The sequence below is a fragment of the Streptomyces sp. NPDC029159 genome (genome assembly GCF_055564055.1).
In genome coordinates this window covers 17,690-36,758 of record NZ_JBVHWT010000005.1, presented here as the reverse complement: position 1 = coordinate 36,758, position 19,069 = coordinate 17,690, and the positions used below count along the sequence as shown (strand labels likewise).

Annotated in this window: 17 protein-coding genes; 2 read left to right on the top strand and 15 right to left on the bottom strand. The window is 73.1% G+C overall.

Annotated features, from left to right (window positions below; all coding sequences use genetic code 11):
- Positions 1-138 precede the first annotated feature (138 nt).
- From ruvB to pgsA, 10 genes are all read right to left on the bottom strand, one after another.
- Entirely contained in the window at positions 139-1,227 is a 1,089-nt protein-coding gene (gene ruvB, locus ACZ4U4_RS12385) for a Holliday junction branch migration DNA helicase RuvB (RefSeq protein WP_467872226.1), read from the bottom strand.
- 86 nt (positions 1,228-1,313) lie between these two features.
- Entirely contained in the window at positions 1,314-1,928 is a 615-nt protein-coding gene (gene ruvA, locus ACZ4U4_RS12380; protein WP_467872223.1) for a Holliday junction branch migration protein RuvA, read from the bottom strand.
- On the bottom strand, positions 1,925-2,500 hold the full coding sequence (gene ruvC, locus ACZ4U4_RS12375; RefSeq protein WP_467872221.1) for a crossover junction endodeoxyribonuclease RuvC: 576 nt from the start codon (positions 2,498-2,500) through the stop codon (positions 1,925-1,927). The genes ruvA and ruvC overlap by 4 nt, the downstream gene beginning before the upstream one ends.
- Before the next feature lie 199 nt (positions 2,501-2,699).
- A complete protein-coding gene (locus tag ACZ4U4_RS12370; RefSeq protein WP_467872218.1) occupies positions 2,700-3,452 on the bottom strand; it encodes a YebC/PmpR family DNA-binding transcriptional regulator in 753 nt (250 codons plus the stop codon).
- Positions 3,453-3,513: 61 nt separating this feature from the next.
- Positions 3,514-4,104 carry a pyridoxal 5'-phosphate synthase glutaminase subunit PdxT gene (gene pdxT, locus ACZ4U4_RS12365; RefSeq protein ID WP_467872215.1) on the bottom strand — a complete coding sequence of 197 codons (591 nt, stop codon included), beginning with the start codon at positions 4,102-4,104 and terminating at the stop codon, positions 3,514-3,516.
- Positions 4,105-4,112: 8 nt separating this feature from the next.
- A complete protein-coding gene (gene pdxS, locus ACZ4U4_RS12360; RefSeq protein ID WP_030278507.1) occupies positions 4,113-5,024 on the bottom strand; it encodes a pyridoxal 5'-phosphate synthase lyase subunit PdxS in 912 nt (303 codons plus the stop codon).
- Positions 5,025-5,144: 120 nt separating this feature from the next.
- Positions 5,145-5,690, bottom strand: coding sequence for a LemA family protein (locus tag ACZ4U4_RS12355; RefSeq protein ID WP_467872212.1), 546 nt, complete (start codon positions 5,688-5,690; stop codon positions 5,145-5,147).
- 80 nt (positions 5,691-5,770) lie between these two features.
- Positions 5,771-6,952 (bottom strand): glycosyltransferase family 4 protein, encoded by a 1,182-nt coding sequence (locus ACZ4U4_RS12350; protein WP_467872209.1) that lies wholly within the window; start codon positions 6,950-6,952, stop codon positions 5,771-5,773.
- Entirely contained in the window at positions 6,949-7,878 is a 930-nt protein-coding gene (locus tag ACZ4U4_RS12345) for a phosphatidylinositol mannoside acyltransferase (RefSeq protein WP_467872207.1), read from the bottom strand. The genes ACZ4U4_RS12350 and ACZ4U4_RS12345 overlap by 4 nt, the downstream gene beginning before the upstream one ends.
- The gene (gene pgsA / locus ACZ4U4_RS12340) at positions 7,875-8,531 is read right to left on the bottom strand and encodes a phosphatidylinositol phosphate synthase (protein ID WP_467872205.1); all 657 of its coding nucleotides are present in this window, start codon (positions 8,529-8,531) and stop codon (positions 7,875-7,877) included. Before pgsA ends, ACZ4U4_RS12345 begins: the two co-directional genes overlap by 4 nt.
- A gap of 216 nt (positions 8,532-8,747) precedes the next feature.
- Between pgsA and ACZ4U4_RS12335 the strand changes: the two genes are divergently transcribed.
- Entirely contained in the window at positions 8,748-10,925 is a 2,178-nt protein-coding gene (locus ACZ4U4_RS12335) for an elongation factor G-like protein EF-G2 (RefSeq protein ID WP_467872203.1), read from the top strand.
- Positions 10,926-11,046: 121 nt separating this feature from the next.
- The gene (locus ACZ4U4_RS12330) at positions 11,047-12,723 is read left to right on the top strand and encodes a hypothetical protein (protein WP_467872201.1); all 1,677 of its coding nucleotides are present in this window, start codon (positions 11,047-11,049) and stop codon (positions 12,721-12,723) included.
- A gap of 87 nt (positions 12,724-12,810) precedes the next feature.
- Here the strand turns inward: ACZ4U4_RS12330 and ACZ4U4_RS12325 are convergent, their stop codons facing one another.
- The 5 genes from ACZ4U4_RS12325 to ACZ4U4_RS12305 all read right to left on the bottom strand — a co-directional run bounded on the left by ACZ4U4_RS12325 (position 12,811) and on the right by ACZ4U4_RS12305 (position 18,996).
- Positions 12,811-14,004 (bottom strand): YncE family protein, encoded by a 1,194-nt coding sequence (locus tag ACZ4U4_RS12325; protein ID WP_467872199.1) that lies wholly within the window; start codon positions 14,002-14,004, stop codon positions 12,811-12,813.
- Positions 14,004-14,789, bottom strand: a complete 786-nt coding sequence (locus tag ACZ4U4_RS12320; RefSeq protein WP_467872197.1) for a polysaccharide deacetylase family protein — start codon at positions 14,787-14,789, stop codon at positions 14,004-14,006. The genes ACZ4U4_RS12325 and ACZ4U4_RS12320 overlap by 1 nt, the downstream gene beginning before the upstream one ends.
- Before the next feature lie 155 nt (positions 14,790-14,944).
- Positions 14,945-15,502 (bottom strand): HIT family protein, encoded by a 558-nt coding sequence (locus tag ACZ4U4_RS12315; protein ID WP_467872195.1) that lies wholly within the window; start codon positions 15,500-15,502, stop codon positions 14,945-14,947.
- A gap of 157 nt (positions 15,503-15,659) precedes the next feature.
- A complete protein-coding gene (gene thrS / locus ACZ4U4_RS12310; protein WP_467872193.1) occupies positions 15,660-17,639 on the bottom strand; it encodes a threonine--tRNA ligase in 1,980 nt (659 codons plus the stop codon).
- A gap of 211 nt (positions 17,640-17,850) precedes the next feature.
- Positions 17,851-18,996: a hypothetical protein gene (locus tag ACZ4U4_RS12305; protein ID WP_467872190.1), complete on the bottom strand. Its 1,146-nt coding sequence runs from the start codon at positions 18,994-18,996 to the stop codon at positions 17,851-17,853.
- Positions 18,997-19,069: the final 73 nt, after the last annotated feature.

Here is a 19,069-nt window from a genome sequence, read left to right as displayed (position 1 = left end):
GAGCCGCGGTCTCATATAGCGGGGGTGGGAATGCCGGCCCCTACCGGGACGGCATCGGCGGAGTCTAAGTCAGTCCGCACCAGTGGAACAACGCCCAGCATCGCACCGCAGTTCCTGACCGGGCGAGTCTCCGCGCCGTCACGCCCCGAACAGGCCCTGCTGTCCCGATGCGCCCGGTTGCTGCTGGGGCGGGACCAGGCCGAGGTGGGACCAGGCCGCGGGCGTCGCGATCCGGCCACGGGGAGTGCGGGCCAGCAGACCCTCGCGGACCAGGAACGGCTCGGCGACCTCCTCGACGGTCTCACGCTCCTCCCCCACGGCGACCGCGAGGGTGGACAGGCCGACGGGGCCGCCGCCGAAGAGCTTCAGCAGGGCGGTGAGGACACCGCGGTCGAGGCGGTCCAGGCCGCGGGCGTCGACCTCGTAGACGTCCAGGGCGCGCGAGGCGGTGGCGCGGGTGATCACGCCGTCCGCCTTGACCTGGGCGTAGTCGCGGACGCGGCGCAGCAGGCGGTTGGCGATACGGGGCGTGCCGCGGGAGCGGCCGGCGATCTCGGCGGCGCCCTCGGCGTCGATCTCGACGTCGAGCAGCCCGGCGGAGCGGTGGATGACGCGCTCCAGCTCCGGCGGGGCGTAGAACTCCATGTGGCCGGTGAATCCGAAGCGGTCGCGGAGCGGGGGCGGCAGCAGACCGGCCCGGGTGGTGGCGCCGACCAGGGTGAACGGCGGGAGTTCGAGGGGGATGGCGGTGGCGCCGGGGCCCTTGCCGACGACGACGTCGACGCGGAAGTCCTCCATCGCCATGTAGAGCATCTCCTCGGCGGGGCGCGACATCCGGTGGATCTCGTCGAGGAAGAGGACCTCGCCCTCCTGGAGGGAGGAGAGGATCGCCGCGAGGTCGCCGGCGTGCTGGATGGCGGGGCCCGAGGTGATGCGGATCGGGGCGCCCATCTCGGCGGCGATGATCATCGAGAGGGTGGTCTTGCCGAGGCCGGGGGCGCCGGAGAGCAGGACGTGGTCGGCGGTGGCGCCGCGGGCGCGGGCGGCGCGCAGCACCAGGTCGAGCTGTTCGCGCACCCGCTCCTGGCCGACGAACTCCCCGAGGTCCTTGGGGCGCAGCGCGGCCTCGACCGCGGTGTCCTCGCCGTCGGCGGCGGCGCCGACCAGCCGGTCGGCGGCCGGGGCCGGGTCGGTTGCGGCGGACGGTGCGGTGTCGTCCCAGTTCACTGCGGATTGCCTCGCGGGGTCGGGGCGGCGGGGCCGCCGGGGTGTGGGGATGCGGGCACGGTCCGGCGGGGGCCGGGCCGGGCGTCTCAGCGGGTGCGGTTGAGGGTCTGCAGCGCCGCCTTGAGGAGCTGCGGGATCTGCGGGGTGCCGCCCTCGGCGACGGCGGCGTCGGCCTGCGGGGTGACGGCGGCGACCGCCTCGTCGGCCTCGCGGGTGGCGTAGCCGAGGCCGATCAGCGCGGCGTGCAGCTGATCGCTCCAGCCCGTGGTGACCGGGGCGGGCGCGCCGCCGGTGCCGAGCGGTGCGCCGAGGCGGTCCTTCAGCTCCAGCAGCAGCTTCTGGGCGCCCTTCTTGCCGATGCCGGGGACGGCGGTGAGCGCCTTCTCGTCGGCGGTGGCGACCGCGCGGCGCAGCGCGTCGGGAGAGTGCACGGCGAGCATCGCCTGCGCCAGGCGCGGGCCGACGCCGCTGGCGGTCTGCAGCAGCTCGAAGGTGGCCCGCTCGTCGTCGTCGGCGAAGCCGTAGAGGGTCAGGGAGTCCTCGCGGACGACGAGGGAGGTGGCGAGCCGGGCGGGCTTGCCGATGCGCAGGCCGGAGAGGGTGTCCGGGGTGCACTGGACGGCCATGCCGACGCCGCCGACCTCGACGACGGCGGTGTCCGGTCCGAGGGCCGCGACCGGCCCGGAGACGAAGGCGATCATCGGATGCCCTTCTGGGGAGCGGCCCGGCGGACGCCGGGGGTACGGGCGGAGGGTGCGGTGCGGCGGGCCGCGGCGTGCGCCTGCTGGAGGCGGCCGGCCGCGGGGGCGCGCCAGATGTGGCATATCGCCAGCGCCAGCGCGTCGGCGGCGTCGGCCGGTTTGGGCGGGGCGTCGAGCCGCAGCAGCCGGGTCACCATCGCGCCGACCTGTTCCTTCCCGGCCCGGCCGGAGCCGGTGACCGCGGCCTTGACCTCGCTGGGGGTGTGCAGGGCGACCGGGAGCCCGCGGCGGGCGGCGCAGAGCATGGCGACCGCGCTGGCCTGGGCGGTGCCCATGACCGTACGGACGTTGTGCTGGCTGAACACCCGCTCCACGGCGACGTATTGGGGGCGGTGTTCGTCCAGCCACTGCTCGATGCCGCGCTCGACGAGGACGAGGCGGTCGGCGATGTCGGCGTCGGCGGGGGTGCGGATCACGCCGACGCCCGCCATCGTCAGCGGGCGGCCGACGGCGCCGTCCACGACGCCGACGCCGCAGCGGGTGAGCCCGGGGTCCACGCCCAGTACGCGCACGATGGCTTCTCCTCGGTCGGCCGGCAGGCCACACGCGGGAGCGCCGGCCTGTTCGTGCAGGCTATCGGCTGCCACTGACAACGCGTCGGGTCAGGGCCGCGGCGCCGCCGTTCGCGGGCCCGCCCGGTGCCGGTCAGCCGCAGCGGCCCGCCGGTTCGCACCGGCGGGCCGCTGTCGGTCGTACGGGAGGAACGCCCCGTCAGGCGTCGATCTTGGCCATCGTCTCGTCGGAGACGTCGAAGTTGGCGAAGACGTTCTGCACGTCGTCGCTGTCCTCCAGCGCGTCGATCAGCTTGAAGATCTTGCGCGCGCCCTCTTCCTCCAGCTCGACCTGCATGGTCGGGACGAAGTTGGCCTCGGCCGAGTCGTAGTCGATACCGGCTTCCTGGAGCGCGGTGCGGACCGCGACCAGGTCGGTGGCCTCGCTGAGCACCTCGAAGGTGTCACCGAGGTCGTTGACCTCCTCGGCGCCCGCGTCCAGGACCGCGCCCAGGACGTCGTCCTCGGACAGCTCGCCCTTGGGGACGATCACGACACCCTTGCGGTTGAAGAGGTACGACACCGAGCCCGGGTCGGCCATCGAACCGCCGTTGCGGGTCATCGCGACGCGGACGTCGGAGGCGGCACGGTTGCGGTTGTCGGTGAGGCACTCGATGAGCACCGCGACGCCGTTGGGGCCGTAACCCTCGTACATGATCGTCTCGTAGTCGGCGCCACCGGCTTCGAGACCGGCGCCGCGCTTGAGCGCGGAGTCGATGTTCTTGTTGGGAACCGACTGCTTCTTCGCCTTCTGGATGGCGTCGAAGAGGGTCGGGTTGCCCTCCGGGTCGGCGCCGCCGGTCCGGGCCGCGACCTCGATGTTCTTGATCAGCTTCGCGAAGAGCTTGCCGCGCTTGGCATCGATCACGGCCTTCTTGTGCTTCGTCGTAGCCCATTTAGAGTGGCCGGACATCCGCCTGTCTCCTTCGCGTAACCCATTGAGAAACCAACGCGTCGATCCTACCGGGAGCGCGTCAGACCGCCGTACGCACCATGTCCACGAAAAAGGCGTGCACACGGTGGTCGCCGGTCAGCTCGGGGTGGAACGACGTGGCGAGGACGTTACCTTGCCGGACGGCCACCGTGTGCCCGTCGTACCTCGCGAGGACCTCGGCGGCGGCGCCGGTGGACTCGACCCAGGGCGCGCGGATGAAGACGCCGTGGACGGGCCCGCCGGGGATGCCCGTCATGTCGACGGCCGCCTCGAAGGACTCGTTCTGCCGTCCGAAGGCGTTGCGGCGGACGATCATGTCGACGCCGCCGAGCGTCTCCTGGTCCGCGCGGGCGTCCAGGAGTTTGTCGGCGACCATGATCATGCCGGCGCAGGTGCCGTAGACCGGGCGGCCGGAGCGGACGAAGTCGCGCAGCGGCTCCAGCATCCCGAAGACGACGGCGAGCTTGGACATCGTGGTGGACTCGCCGCCCGGGATGACGAGGCCGTCGAGGTCGGCCAACTCCTCGGGGCGGCGCACCGGCCGGGCCAGGGCGTCCGCCGCGGCGAGCGCCACCAGGTGCTCGCGGACGTCGCCCTGGAGGGCCAGGACTCCGATGGTGGGGGTGGTCATGTCCGTGTTCACCAGCCGCGGTTGGCGTACCGCTCGGCCTCGGGGAGGGTGTCGCAGTTGATGCCGACCATGGCCTCGCCCAGGTTGCGGGAGACGTCCGCGACGACCTTCGGGTCGTCGTAGAAGGTGGTGGCCTTCACGATGGCGGCGGCGCGCTTGGCCGGGTCGCCGGACTTGAAGATGCCGGAGCCGACGAAGACGCCCTCGGCGCCGAGCTGGCGCATCAGCGCGGCGTCGGCGGGGGTGGCGACGCCACCGGCGGAGAAGAGGACGACGGGCAGCTTGCCCAGCTCGGCGACCTCCTTGACCAGCTCGAACGGGGCGCGCAGCTCCTTGGCGGCGGCGTACAGCTCGTTGTTGTCGCAGCCGCGCAGCTTGGCGATCTCGCCCTTGATCTGGCGGAGGTGGCGGACCGCCTCGACGACGTTGCCGGTGCCGGCCTCGCCCTTGGAGCGGATCATGGCCGCGCCCTCGGCGATCCGGCGCAGGGCCTCGCCGAGGTTGGTGGCGCCGCAGACGAAGGGGGTGGTGAAGGCCCACTTGTCGGAGTGGTTGACCTCGTCGGCCGGGGTGAGGACCTCGGACTCGTCGATGTAGTCGACGCCGAGCGACTGCAGGACCTGGGCCTCGACGAAGTGGCCGATGCGGGACTTGGCCATGACGGGGATGGAGACGGCGTCGATGATGCCGTCGATCATGTCCGGGTCGGACATCCGGGCGACGCCGCCGTCCTTGCGGATGTCGGCGGGCACGCGCTCCAGGGCCATGACGGCGACGGCGCCGGCGTCCTCGGCGATCTTGGCCTCTTCGGGCGTGACGACATCCATGATCACGCCGCCCTTGAGCTGCTCGGCCATGCCGCGCTTGACCCGGGCGGTTCCGGTCTCGGGGGTCTGGGGCGTGGTGGGCGTGCTGGACACGGTTGACCTCACTCGATGGGGGTGGTTGCGCTGCTTCACCCACACAACCGTTGGTGAGGGGCCCGCGAAAAGGGCCAATTGGTGGCCGGTGGCTCGTACGGCCCCGGCGACCACCGCAGGTCAGGCGGCCGTGTGCGGGTCCCCGAGGACGGCCGGCGGCTCGTCGTCCATCTCGAAGGCGAGCGGGAACGGCGCGTGGCCGGCGAGGCGGAAGTACCGCACGAGCCGGTGGCGGCGGACCGCGCGGGCGGCCCGGACGGCGTCGTTGTGGAAGCGGCGGGCCATGGGGACGCGGCGGACGGCGGCGGTCAGCTCCGCGAGGGTCTGTTCCCCGGCGGGCGCCGCGCGGACCGCGTCCACCTGCTCGCGCTCACCGAGGGTGGCGCGGAGCGCCTGGGTCAGCTCGCTCTCGGCAACCTCCCGGCCGTCCTCCGGCGCCTGCCGGGCGGCGTGTGCCGCCTGGTAGAGGACGATCGAGGCGGCGGGGTCGAGGACGCCGGAGGTGCCGATCTCCTGGGCCACCGAGGCGCGCCGCAGCAGTTGCGCGTCGAGGGCGGCGCGCGCCGCGTCGATCCGGGCGTGCAGCCGGTCGAGGCGGCCCGCGGTCCAGCTCAGGTAGATGCCGATGAGGACGGCGACGGCCGCGATCCAGATGAAGGTGGTCACGCGGCGTCACCCTACCGGCCCGGGCGGCGGGCCCCCGGGGGCGCGGGCCGCCGCCGGGAGCACCGGCCGTGGCGAACCGGTCAGTCCTGGGTGGCGGGCTCGTCGGCGGCGACGGCCCGGCCGCCCTCCGCGCCCTCGGTGACCGTCTCGTACACCGCGAGGATGTCGGCGCCGACCGTGGACCAGTCGAAGCGGCGTACGTGCCGGGAGCCGCGGTTGCGCAGTTCGGCCCGGCGCGCGGGGTCGCGCAGCAGGCGGACGGCGGCGGCGGCGAGGGCGTCGGCGTCCTCGTTGGCGAACAGCTCCCCGGCCTCGCCCTGGTCGAGGACCTGGGCGAACGCGTCGAGGTCGCTGGCGAGGACCGGCGCACCGGCCGACAGCGCCTCGACGAGGATGATGCCGAAGGACTCGCCGCCGGTGTTCGGGGCGACGTACAGGTCGACGCTGCGCAGCAGGCGGGCCTTGTCCTCGTCGCTGACCATGCCGAGGAATTCGACGTGCGAGCGGAGTTCGGGCGGCAGCGCGGCGACCGCCTCCTCCTCGTCACCGCGCCCGGCGACCAGCAGCCGGGCGTCGGGGACCTCGGCGAGGATCGCGGGCAGGGCGCGCATCAGGACCGGCAGGCCCTTGCGGGGCTCGTCGATCCGGCCGATGAAGCCGATGGTGGCACCGGACCGCCCGTCGCTCTCGTCCCCCGCGGGCCCGGACTGCCAGGCCGCCTTGGGTTCGGCGCGGGCGAAGAAGTCGACGTCCACGCCGTTGGGGATGACCACCGCGTCGCCGCCGAGGTGTTCGACGAGGGTGCGGCGGGCGTACTCGCTGACCGCGATGCGCGCGCTGATCTTCTCCAGCGCGGGCTGGAGGATCGGGTACGCGGCGATCATCGCGCGCGAGCGCGGGTTGGAGGTGTGGAACGTCGCGACGATCGGGCCGCGCGCCGCCCAGCAGGAGAGCAGGCCGAGGGAGGGCGAGGCCGGTTCGTGGATGTGGATGACGTCGAAGGCGCCGTTCTGGAGCCAGCGGCGCACCCGCGCGGCGGAGAGGAAGCCGAAGTTCAGCCGGGCGACGGAGCCGTTGTAGGGCACCGGCACCGCGCGGCCCGCGGAGACGACGTACGGCGGCAGCGGCGTCCCCTCGTCGGCGGGGGCCAGGACGGAGACGTGGTGGCCGCGGGAGAGGAGGTGTTCGGCGAGGTCGCGGATGTGGAACTGGACGCCGCCGGGGACGTCCCAGGCGTAGGGGCAGACGATGCCGATTCTCACGGCTTCTCCGTTCCGCGGGCCGCGTCGCGCGGCTCCAGGTCGTCGAGCCAGAGGCGTTGCAGCATGTGCCAGTCCTCGGGGTGGTCGGCGATGCCGGAGGCGAAGGCGTCGGCGAGCGCCTGGGTCATGACGGCGGTCTTCTCCGCGTCGGTGCCCTCCGCCGGGACCTCGATCTCGGGGTGGATCCGGCCGCGCATGACCGGCGTGCGGTCGTACCAGAGGGTGACCGGCAGCAGGATCGCGCCGGTGCGGGCGGCGAGCATCGCGGGGCCTGCGGGCATCTTCGCGGCGTGTCCGAAGAAGTCGACCTCGACGCCGGAGCTGGAGAGGTCGCGGTCGGCGACGAGGCAGACCAGACCGCCGGCGCGCAGCCGCCGGGCGAGGATGCCGAAGGCGGCGCCGCCGGTGTGCGGCAGCACCTCCATGCCCAGGCCCTCGCGGTAGGCGACGAAGCGGTCGTAGAGCGACTCCGGCTTGAGGCGTTCGGCGACGGTGGTGAAGGGGACGCCGAGCGCGGTGGTCACCCAGACGCCCGCCAGGTCGTAGTTGCCCATGTGCGGCAGGGCGAGGACCACCCCGCGGTCGTCCGCCAGGGCGTCCTTGAGACGGTCGACGTCCTGCGCGGCGAAGCCCGCCGTTATCCGCTCGCGGCTCCAGGACGGCAGCCGGAAGGACTCCATCCAGTAGCGCATGTACGAACGCATCCCGGCGCGGGACAGCTCGGTCAGCCGCTGCTCGGTGGCGTCCGGGACGACGCGGGCGAGGTTGGCCTCCAGGCGCAGCACGCCCTTGCCACGGCGGCGCCAGGCGGCGTCGGCGATGGTGCGGCCGAGGCGTACCGCCGCGCCCTCGGGCAGCTTCTTGACGGTGCTCCAGCCCAGCCCGTAGAGGGCGTCGGTGAGCTTGTCGGTGTCGATGCGGCTCATCCGCCGTTCCCTCCGCGCGTGACGGCGTCCGCCTCGGCGGACTCCCGGCGGACCGTCACCACGCGCTGGGCGAGGGTGACGGCGCTGCCGACGGCGACGATCCACAGCGCGATCGGCAGCAGGACCTGGACGCCGGGCACCCCGAAGGCGTGCAGCCCGGACAGGCCGCAGGCGACGAGCGAGATGACCAGCCGCTCGGCGCGTTCGACCAGACCGTTGACGTTCACCGGCAGCCCGATGGCCTCACCGCGCGCCTTGGTGTACGAGACGACCTGGCCGCTGGCGAGGCAGAAGATCGCGATGGCGCAGAGCATCATGCTGTCGCCGCCCCCGGCGTACCAGAGGGCGAGCCCGCCGAAGATCGCGGAGTCGGCGACCCGGTCGAGGGTGGAGTCCAGGAAGGCGCCCCAGCGGCTGGAGCGTCCCAGCTGCCGCGCCATGTTGCCGTCGACCAGGTCCGAGAAGACGAAGAGGGTGATGACGACGGTGCCCCAGAAGAATTCACCGCGGGGGTAGAAGGCCAGCGCGCCGGCGACCACGCCCCCCGTGCCGACGAGGGTGACCGCGTCCGGGCTGATGCCGAGGCGGATGAGCAGGGCGGCGAACGGCGTGAGAACACGCGTGAAGAACGCACGCGCGTACTTGTTCAGCATGGCCTTCCCGGAGGTTGATACGGGCCGTGCGGTCAAGGGGCCACCGGCTGGCCCATCGTAGCCAGGCGCTCCCCGGGCGCCGTGCACCCACCGCGCCGCCCGGGGACGGCCGGCGGCCCGCGCGGGCCGCCACTCCCCCGCCGCCCCCTGTGGACGGGCCCCCACCACGGTGGAAAGCTCGAATCACCGCAAAGGTGACGACCTGGAGGCGAGGGTATGAACGAGAAGCCGGATGCGGGGGCGGCCGACGGCCCCGCCGCCGTCCGCAACGTGGTCCTGGTCGGCCACAGCGGCGCGGGCAAGACCACCCTCGTGGAGGCGCTGGCCCTGGCCGCCGGGGCCACCGGCCGCGCCGGGCGGGTCGAGGACGGCGACACCCTCTCCGACCAGGACCCGATCGAGCAGCGGCGGCAGCGCTCGGTGCAGCTGTCGCTGGTGCCCGTGGAGTGGCGCGGCTGCCGGATCAACCTGCTGGACACCCCCGGCTACGCCGATTTCGTCGGGGAGCTGCGGGCCGGGCTGCGGGCGGCGGACGCGGCCCTCTTCGTGGTCTCCGCCGCGGAGGAGGTGGCCGGGGCGACCCGCACGGTGTGGGACGAGTGCGCGGCGGTCGGCATGCCGCGGGCGCTGGTCCTCACCCATCTCGACGCCGCCCGCGCCGATGTCACCACCGTCCTGCGCGGCTGCGGCGAGGCCCTGGGCGACGGCGACCCGGACGCCGTGCTGCCCCTGTACCTGCCGCTGTACGGCCCGGCGGGCGCGGACGGCCACGCGCCGGTGACGGGCCTGCTCGGGCTGTTGACGCGGCAGGTCGCGGAATACGCGTCGGGCGAACGCACCGAGCGGGAACCGGCCGGCGCGGAGCCGGGGCTGCTGGAAGAGGCGCGCGGCCGGCTGATCGAGGGGATCATCGCGGAGAGCGAGGACGAGACGCTGATGGACCGCTACGTGGGCGGCGAGGAGCTGGACGTCGCCTCGCTCGTCGCCGACCTGGAGACGGCGGTCGCCCGCGGCACCTTCCACCCGGTGCTCGCCGCCGCCCCGCCCACCGGCGCCGCCCGCCAGGGCCTGGGCACCGTGGAGCTGCTGGACCTCCTCGTACGGGGTTTCCCGGCGCCGGGCGAGCGGACCGCGCCGGAGGTCACGACGCCCGCCGGCGCGCCGCGGCCGCCCCTGGCCTGCGATCCGGCCGGTCCGCTGGCGGCGGAGGTCGTCAAGACCACCTCCGACCCGTACGTCGGGCGGCTGTCGCTGGTGCGGGTGTTCTCCGGCACGCTGCGGCCGGACGAGACGGTGCACGTCTCGGGGCACGGTCTGGCGGACCGCGGCCACGCCGACCACGACGTGCAGGAGCGGGTGGGCGCGCTGTCCGTGCCGTCCGGGAAGCAGCAGCGGCCGCTGGCGCAGGCGGTGGCCGGGGAGTTGGCGTACGTGGCGAAGCTCGGCCACGCGGAGACCGGCGACACGCTGTCGTCGTGCGGGCAGCCGCTGCTGATGGCGCCGTGGACGATGCCCGACCCGCAACTGCCGGTCGCGATCGAGGCGCACGGCAAGGCGGACGAGGACAAGCTCTCGCACGGGCTGGCGCGGCTGGTCGCGGAGGATCCGACGATGCGTCTGGAGCAGCATCCGCACACCGGCCAGGTGGTGTTGTGGTGTCTGGGCGAGGCGCATGCGGAGGTCGCGCTGGAGCGGCTGCGGACGCGGTACGGCGTCCGGGTCGACACCGTGGCGTACCGCGTACCGCTGCGGGAGACGTTCGGCGGTGCGGCGTCCGGGCGGGGGCGGCAGGTCAAACAGTCCGGCGGGCACGGGCAGTTCGCGATCTGCGAGATCGATGTGGCGCCGCTGCCCGCGGGCTCCGGCGTCGAGTTCGTGGACACGGTGGTGGGCGGCGCGGTGCCGCGGCAGTTCATCGCGTCGGTGGAGAAAGGGGTACGCGCCCAGGCGGCGCAGGGCGTGGCGGCCGGGTATCCGCTCGTCGACGTCCGGGTCACGCTGCGGGACGGCAAGGCGCACTCGGTGGACTCGTCGGACGCGGCGTTCCAGGCGGCCGGGGCGCTGGCGCTGCGGGATGCGGCCGGGCAGGTCCGGATCGACCTGCTCGAACCGGTCGCGGAGGTCGCGGTGTCGATTCCGGACGAGTTCGTCGGTGCGGTGATGAGCGATCTGTCCGGACGGCGCGGCCGGGTGGTCGGCACCGAGCAGGAGGAGGCCGGCGACCGCACCTGGGTGCGGGCCGAGGTGCCGGAGGCGGAGATCGCCCGCTACGCCGTCGATCTGCGCTCGCTCACCCACGGCACGGGCCGCTTCACCCGGACCTATCTGCGCCATGAACCGATGCCGCAGCAGCTGGCCGAGGCGGTGCGGCGGGGCCCGGAAAACGGCGCATAGTCAACGATTGACCGGCGGCCCGTCCGGTCAACTCCCTTGGGCCCGGCGCCGCCTGTACGCTGACCGGACGGGCTCGGCAGGTGTGCCAGGAGCGGTGGACGGGTAAAGAGCCGCGGCAGTGATGGTGCGGCGTTGGGGGCGGGCAGTGGCAGCAGACGGCTTCGACTTCAGTCCCGGGGCGCAGGTGCCGCTCCTGGGGGGCGCGGGACAGACCGCGGCGACCCAGGCGTTGGCCTCCGCCGCGTATCGGGACAGTCCGTTGGCCGATATCTCCAAGGCGGATTCGGACTCCGGTGCCTCCGACGTCAAGAAGCCCAAGATCTCGCTCTTCGAGCCGAATCTCGGCGAGGCGTTCTCGCGGGCGATCCAGACGCGGATGCTCGGCGGCGGCCGCAAGGCGCTCATCCAGTCCTTCGGCATCGAGCCGCAGGTCATCGTCGAGCACTGTCTGGCGGCCACCCGTATCCGCAAGCAGCGGGACGCCAAGCTGACGGTCCTCATGGTGCTGTGCGGGCTGGTGTTCCTGCCCGGCGTACTGCTGTGGCTGGGCGGCTTCCAGCTGAAGAAGTACCTCGCCAAGGACGGCAAGACGTCCCTCGGCGGCTCGGCGCTGCTCGCCGTGCTCGCGGTGGCCGGGGTGGTCCTCCTGATCAAGCTGCCGACGACGGGTTTCTGGCCGCTGTACGCACGGGCCGCGGTCGTCGTCCCGATCATCGGCTGGTGGTTCGCCAAGCAGATCTGTGAGCGGACGGCGGTGCAGCTGCGCGAGGCGTGGCAGGGGCTGCTGGACGGCGGCGGGGTCGGCGCGAAGATCCCCGAGGCGGTGCCGGGCGATCCCGGCGAGATCGCGGCCGAGACGCTGCGGCACAATCTCGCCAAACTCTCCGCGGAGCAGCGCAGCAACGTCGTCTTCTACGCCGGTCCGCGCGGCATCCTCGGCATGGGCACGCGCTGGGGCAGCTGGCATCTGGCCGAGGAGCTGAAGCCGGCGAAGGAGGGCACGGAGTTCCATCCGTTCCGCAGCTGGGACGTCGTCCGGGCGATCCACGACAAGCTGCGGATGCTGGAGCGCAGCCCGCTGCACACCGGCGGGTTCCGGCAGGCGCCGCAGGTCAACCACTGGATCGTCGTACCGGTCGGGGAGAAGGCCAAGGAGGTCAGCCGTCCGGACGGCACCGACACCGACGCCTTCCAGATCCGTGGCCACGAGGTCGAGCGGATCTGCAACGAGCAGCAGTTCGGCAGCGGCAACCGCCACTACCTGGGCGTGCAGTTCGTGCTGTGGGACGGCCAGTTGGTGCTGACGCTGCTGATCACGGTCACGGTGCTGCACGAGACGCTGCGCATCGAGGTCACCGGTCACGCCCTCGGCCCGGTCAACTCCCTGTTCACCGGCAAGCCGTCGCCCAAGACCAAAGAGGTCGCGAAGGTCGTCAAGTTCTGGGAGACGCGGAAGCAGACGCTGCCGCTGATCGACGCCTCCGAGGTCGTCCGGCTCGCCGCCCGCGCCCCGCTGACGTGGTTCCCGCCGGTGCTGGACTTCCTCGGCGGCAAGCTGGGGCTGCCCGAGCCGTTCGGGCTGCGGCACGTCTGGGCGGACAAGCCCTGGCGGCACCGCTTCATGGCCGATGACGCGCTGCGGGCGGCGACGCCGGTGCTGCGCGCGGTCCACACCGCGGCGGTGGCCGTGCTCAAGGAGAACGGCGTGGACACCGAGCGCTTCGAGAACCGCTCGATGGTGCTCAGCGGTCTGGTCCAGGGCGTCGAGCCGAGGAAGGCCGACGAGTACAGCGCCTGACCCGCGGCGGCCGTCCGCTCCCCCGCTTCCGACTCCCGTACGGGCCCGCCCCGTACGGGAGTCGTCCGTTGTGCGGGGTGTGTGCGGTCAGCGGAAGATGCCGGTGTGGCCGAGGGAGTAGCGGCCGGGCTGCGGGTAGACCGCGAGGCCGTGCGGGCCGTTGCCGACCGGGATCTTCGCCAGGGTCTTCCCCGTACGGGTGTCGAGGGCGTAGACCTCCGAGTTGTAGCGGCCGGAGAGCCACAGGACCTTGCCGTCGGCGGAGACACCGCCCATGTCGGGGCTGCCGCCGCCGCGGATGTGCCATTTTCCGGAGAGGCGGCCGGTGGCGAAGTCCAGCAGCGAGACGGTGCCCTCGCCGCGGTTGGAGATGTACATCTGCTTCGAGTCACGGCTGACGTAGAGGCCGTGGGCGCCCTTGCCGGTGCGCAGCAGCTTGGGCCGGGTGAAGTGGTCGCCGTCGAGGACCCACACCCCGTCGGACGTCATATCGGCGATGTACCAGGTCTTCCCGTCCGGGGAGAGCTTGACGTCCTGCGGCATCGCGCCGTGCTGCGGCAGCTTCTGCTGGCCGGTCACCGCCATCTTCGCGGTGTCGACCTTGAGCAGTTCGCCGGAGAACTCGCAGGAGACGATGAAGTACCGGCCGTCGGCGGAGAAGTCCGCGTGGTTGACCCCGGCGCAGGTCACCGGCACGGTCTTGCGGACCTCCATGGTGTGCGGATCGCGGAAGACCAGCTGCTTGTCCATCGACGCCATGACGATCGCGTACTTGCCGTCGGGCGTGAAGTAGAGGTTGTACGGGTCGTGCACCGAGACGGTCTTCCCGGTCTTGCCGGTGCGCGGGTCGAGCGGCGTGAGGCTGTTGCCGCGGTCGTTGTTGACCCAGAGCGTCTTCAGGTCCCAGGACGGCACGACGTGCTGCGGCTGCACGCCCACCGGCATGGTCCGTACGACCTTGTACGTCCGCGGGTCGATGACGCTGACGGTGTTGGAGATGGTGTTGGGGACGTACACCATCGAGGGATAGTCCTTGACCTGCGGGACGAGCTTGCCGGGCCGGTCGGCGGCGTAGATGTCGTGCGGGTCGAGGAGCGGCGGCATACCGGGCAGTCCGGAGCGGGCGGCCGCCGCCGGGGACGGGCTCGCGGGGCGCGGGGAGTGCCCGGCGCGGGCGGCCGTGTCGCCCTTCCCGCAGCCGGCGGCGAGCAGCGCGCACGCGGCTGCCAACAGGGCGGCCTTCCCCGGAGTGCGGCGGAGGGCAGAGGTCCGGTCAGCCATCAGGTCACCAGCTCCGTAGTCGTCACCGCGCGCAGACCGCGCCGGTGCAGGCCGTCGAGGATCGGGGGCAGCGCGGCGACGGTGCCGGGGTGCCCGAGGTGGAGGCTGACGACCGAGCCGGGCCGGACGCCGTCCAGCACCGTGCGCTGAACGGCGGACGCGCCGGGGTCGTCGGCGTCGAGGGAGTCGAGGTCGTACGAGAGGACGTGCGGGTAGCCGGCCCGGCGGGCCAGCCGGACCACCTGGTCGGTGGCGTACTGCGTCCGCGAGGGGCGGAACCAGCTGCCGATGGTGCCGGTGAGGGTCCGCAGCCGGTCGGCGCAGCCGGTGATCTCGGCGTACGCCTCGTCCTCGGGCATCGCGCAGATGGTGCGGTGGTGGAGGGTGTGGTTGCCCAGTTCGTGGCCGCCGTCGAGGATGCGGCGGGCCATCGCGGGCTGTTCGTCGAGCCAGACGCCGACGGCCAGCACGGTGAGGCGGGCGCCGGCCCGCTCGGCCTCGCTCAGCAGCGCGGTCGCGGTCTTCGGGTCGCCCTGGCCGTGGAAGGTGAGGGCGACCGCGTCGCCCCGCCGGGGGCCGTGCGCGATCTGCGCGGGCAGGCCCGGCGCGCGGGTGGGCGGCCGGGCGGCGTGCGCCGGGCGGGGCGAGGCCGGGCGCGGGGTGGCCGGGGCGGTGGCGCGGGTGGCCGCGGGGTCCGCGCCGGCCCGGGAGCAGGCAGTCGCGGCGGCCCCGGCGGCCACCGCGGCGGCAGCGCGGAGCACGGAACGGCGGTGCGGTGGAGTCACCACTCCATTACAGAGCGGGACGGACCGGAAGGAGGTGTTTTGTTCGGCTCTTCGGAGGAGCGGTGCGCCCCGGGGAGGCGTGCGGTCCCCGGGGCGGCGGTGTCGCTAGGGTGCGTGCCGGGCGTCGCGAGCCAGGCGGGACTTGCGGACACGCCCTAGGCGGGCCAGGCGTCGGCGAGCATCCGCCGGGTGTCGGCGAGGAGCTGCGGCAGGACCTTGGTGTGGCCGACCACCGGCATGAAGTTGGTGTCGCCGCCCCAGCGCGGGACGACGTGCTGGTGGAGGTGGGCGGCGATGCCCGCGCCGGCCACCGCGCCCTGGTTCATGCCGATGTTGAAGCCGTGCGCCCCGGACGCGGTGCGCAGCGCGGTCATCGCGTGCTTGGTCAGCTCCGCCAGCTCCGCGGTCTCCGCGGCGTCCAGCTCGGTGTAGTCCGCGACGTGCCGGAACGGCACCACCATCAGATGCCCGCCGTTGTACGGGTAGAGGTTCAGCACCGCGTAGACATGTGCGCCGCGGGCGATGACCAGGCCGTCCTCGTCGGACTTGGCGGGGATCGCGCAGAACGGGCAGCCGTCGTCGGCCCCCGGGCCGCTCGGCTTGTTCTCCCCCTGGATGTACGCCATCCGGTGGGGCGTCCACAGGCGCTGGAAGGCGTCCTGTGTCCCGACTCCGATCTGCTGCTCCGGCTCGCTCGTCATACCGGCCAGCATATGGCGTCCGCCGTCGACGGCGTGTCGCCGGGGCGCACCCTCCCCGATGCCGGGCCGGACCGACGGCGTACGCCGGGCCCGGGCACGGCATACGAAAACGTCCGGGCCCCGGCGAGCGGTTGCTCACCGGGGCCCGGGCGGGTGTTTCAGCGCGGGGTCACACCTGGATGCGGCGCTCCACGGCGTCCACGATCTCGGCGATCGCCTCGGCGCGCGGGATGCCGTTCTTCTGCGAACCGTCGCGGTAGCGGAAGGAGACCGCGCCATTGGCGACGTCCTCGTCACCGGCGATGATCATGAAGGGCACCTTGCTCTTCTGGGCGTTGCGGATCTTCTTCTGCATCCGGTCGGACGAGGCGTCGACGTCGATCCGCAGCCCCTGGGCGCGCGCCTCGTCGGCGAACTCCTGGAGGTAGGGGACGTGGGTGTCGCCGATCGGGATGCCGGTGGCCTGGACGGGGGCGAGCCAGACCGGGAAGGCGCCCGCGTAGTGCTCCAGGAGCACACCGAAGAACCGCTCGATGGAGCCGAACAGCGCGCGGTGGATCATGACCGGCTGCTGCTTGGAGCCGTCCGCCGCGGTGTACTCCAGGCTGAACCGCTTGGGCTGGTTGAAGTCGACCTGGATCGTCGACATCTGCCAGGAGCGGCCGATGGCGTCCTTCGCCTGCACGGAGATCTTCGGGCCGTAGTACGCGGCGCCGCCCGGGTCGGGGACGAGCGGCAGGCCCTGCTTCTCGGCGGCCAGCCGCAGCGCCTCGGTGGCCTCGGCCCAGTCCTCGTCGGTGCCGATGAACTTGTCGGAGTCGTCGCGGGTGGACAGCTCCAGCTCGAACTCGGTCAGGCCGTAGTCGCGCAGCAGGTCCAGCACGAAGGTCAGGAGCGTGTCCAGCTCCTGCGGCATCTGGTCCTTGGTGCAGTAGATGTGCGAGTCGTCCTGGGTGAAGCCGCGCGAGCGGGTCAGGCCGTGGACGACGCCGGACTTCTCGTAGCGGTAGACCGTGCCGAACTCGAAGAGGCGCAGGGGCAGTTCACGGTAGGAACGGCCGCGCGACTTGAAGATCAGGTTGTGCATCGGGCAGTTCATCGCCTTGAGGCGGTAGTTCTGCTCGTCGAATTCGATGGCGGGGAACATGCCCTCCGCGTAGTGCGGGAGGTGACCCGAGATCTCGAAGAGCCGCTCCTTGGAGAGGTGCGGGGTGTTGACGAATTCGTAGCCGGAGACCTCGTGGCGCTTGCGGGAGTAGGTCTCCATCTCCTTGCGGATGACGCCGCCCTTGGGGTGGAAGACCGCGAGGCCCGGGCCCAGCTCCTCCGGGAAGGAGAAGAGGTCCAGCTCGGCGCCGAGCTTGCGGTGGTCGCGCTTCTCGGCCTCGGCGAGGAACTCCAGGTGGGCCTTGAGCTCGTCCTTGGTCGGCCAAGCGGTGCCGTAGATCCGCTGGAGCTGCTTGTTCTTCTCGCTGCCGCGCCAGTAGGCGGCGGCCGAGCGCATCAGCTTGAAGGCGGGGATGACGCGGGTGCTGGGCAGGTGCGGACCACGGCAGAGGTCCTTCCAGCACAGCTCGCCGGTCTTGGCGTCGAGGTTGTCGTAGATGGTCAGCTCGCCGCCGCCCACCTCGGCGTCGGCGCCCTCGGCGGCCTCCGCGGCGTTGCCCTTGAGGCCGATCAGCTCCAGCTTGTACGGCTCGTCGGCCAGCTCGACGCGGGCGTCCTCGTCGGTGGTGACCCGGCGGGCGAACTTCTGGCCGCGCTTCTGGATCTCCTGCATCTTCTTCTCGATGCGCTTGAGATCGTCCGGCTGGAACGGGGTCTCGACGTCGAAGTCGTAGTAGAAGCCGTCCTTGATGGGCGGGCCGATGCCGAGCTTGGCCTGCGGGAACAGCTCCTGCACGGCCTGCGCCATCACATGCGCGGTGGAGTGCCGCAGGATGTTCAGGCCGTCCTCGGAGGTGATCTCGACGGGCTCGACGGTCTCGCCGTCGGCCACCTCGTACGCCAGGTCCTTCAGCTCCCCGGCCACCCGCGCGGCGACGACGGCGCGCTCGCCCTGGAAGAGGTCGGCGGCCGTAGTGCCCGTGGTCACCACGCGTTCTTCCCGCTCGGAATCGCGTTGGACGGTCACACGGACGTCTGACACCGGTCTCTCCTGTCATGTCTGCTGCGCGTCAGCGATTGCTGCGCAGGGAAATCGTACCGATGCCGCGGACCGGAGTGCGAAACGGTTTGCCGGGGACCGGCTCACCCGGGGCGGGCCGGGCCGCGGGCCGCCTTCAGGAGCGCCGGTTCTCCGGGGCGCCCCTGGGGCGGGGGCCCGGGCGCCCCGGGGCCCGGTGGTTCCTCCGTGCCCCTTACGACGGCTCCCCCGGCTCCGGCTCGCCCGTCGGCAGCGGTACGACGCCCCGCGCCCCGGTCAGCCGCCGGAAGCCGCCGCGGCTCTCCAGGCGGCCGCTGATCCGGACCGGCAGATTCATCAGATGGGCCTGGCCCGCGACGCGGTAGTCGTCGTCGCCGAGCGCGACCCGCACCTGCTCCACATCCGCCCCGGTGATCACCCGCAGCCGCACCACTCCCCCGCCCGGCCGCTCCCGGTGCAGCCGCACCACCGCACCGGTCACCCGGACCGGCAGCGACGGCTCGCCGCGGACGTAGCGCTGGGCTGCGTCCGCCAGGGCCGGCAGGTCGCCCGTGGTGAACTCCACCGGCCCGGGGCGGACCGGGCAGCCGGGCGGCGGGCCCGCGCCGGGCGACCAGTCCACCGTGATCCGGATACCGCCGCCCTCGTGGACCAGCGCGATCAGCGCCTGGACCAGCTCATGGCAGACGCCGAACGCCACCGCCGCGTCGAACGCCTCGGTGCCCCCGGTCGCGCGCCGGTGGTCGGTGGCGTCCCGGGCGGCGCGCAGCGCCCGGTGCAGGGTGATCACCGGGCCCCGGCCGGCCGACACCGGGATGAAGGCGGCGACCCGGAGACCTTCCGGCGCCGGTCCCAGCAGCGCCTCCGTCAGATAGCGCTCGACGTGACCGCGGTAGCGCGACCCGTAGTACCCGGCGCGGGCGCAGCCGGCCAGCGCCGCGGCGCCCAGCGTCGCGCGCGCCGCACCGCGCAGCTGCTCCTGCGCCACCCAGCGCGCCACCATCGACCCCGTCCCCGGCGCCAGCCGCTCCCAGCGCACCTCGTCGCTGAGCGCCGCCATCCCGAGCAGCACCTCCCGGGCGTACGGCGCCGGGCTGACGCTGAGGGTGGCCAGCGCCTCGGCGAGCAGATCGGCGCACTCCGGGAAGCGCGGGTCCTGCGGCACCACCAGCCCGGCGCCGCCGCCCGGCGGGGTCCAGCGCGCGTACCGCCCGCCGGGGCCGCCCGTGCGGTGCCAGCCGTGCCGGGCCAGCAGCGCGCCGAGGATCGCGGGGTCGATGGCCGCCGGGTCGGGCAGCGGGATACCGGCGCCCGGCAGCTGCGGGCCCGGCGCGGCGGTGTCGTCGATCGGCCGGTGCATCACGGTCTCCTCCCGGCCCGGTCCGTGCCGGGCGGCCGGGCACGGTGGTCGAAGAGCCGCGGCCGGTCACCGG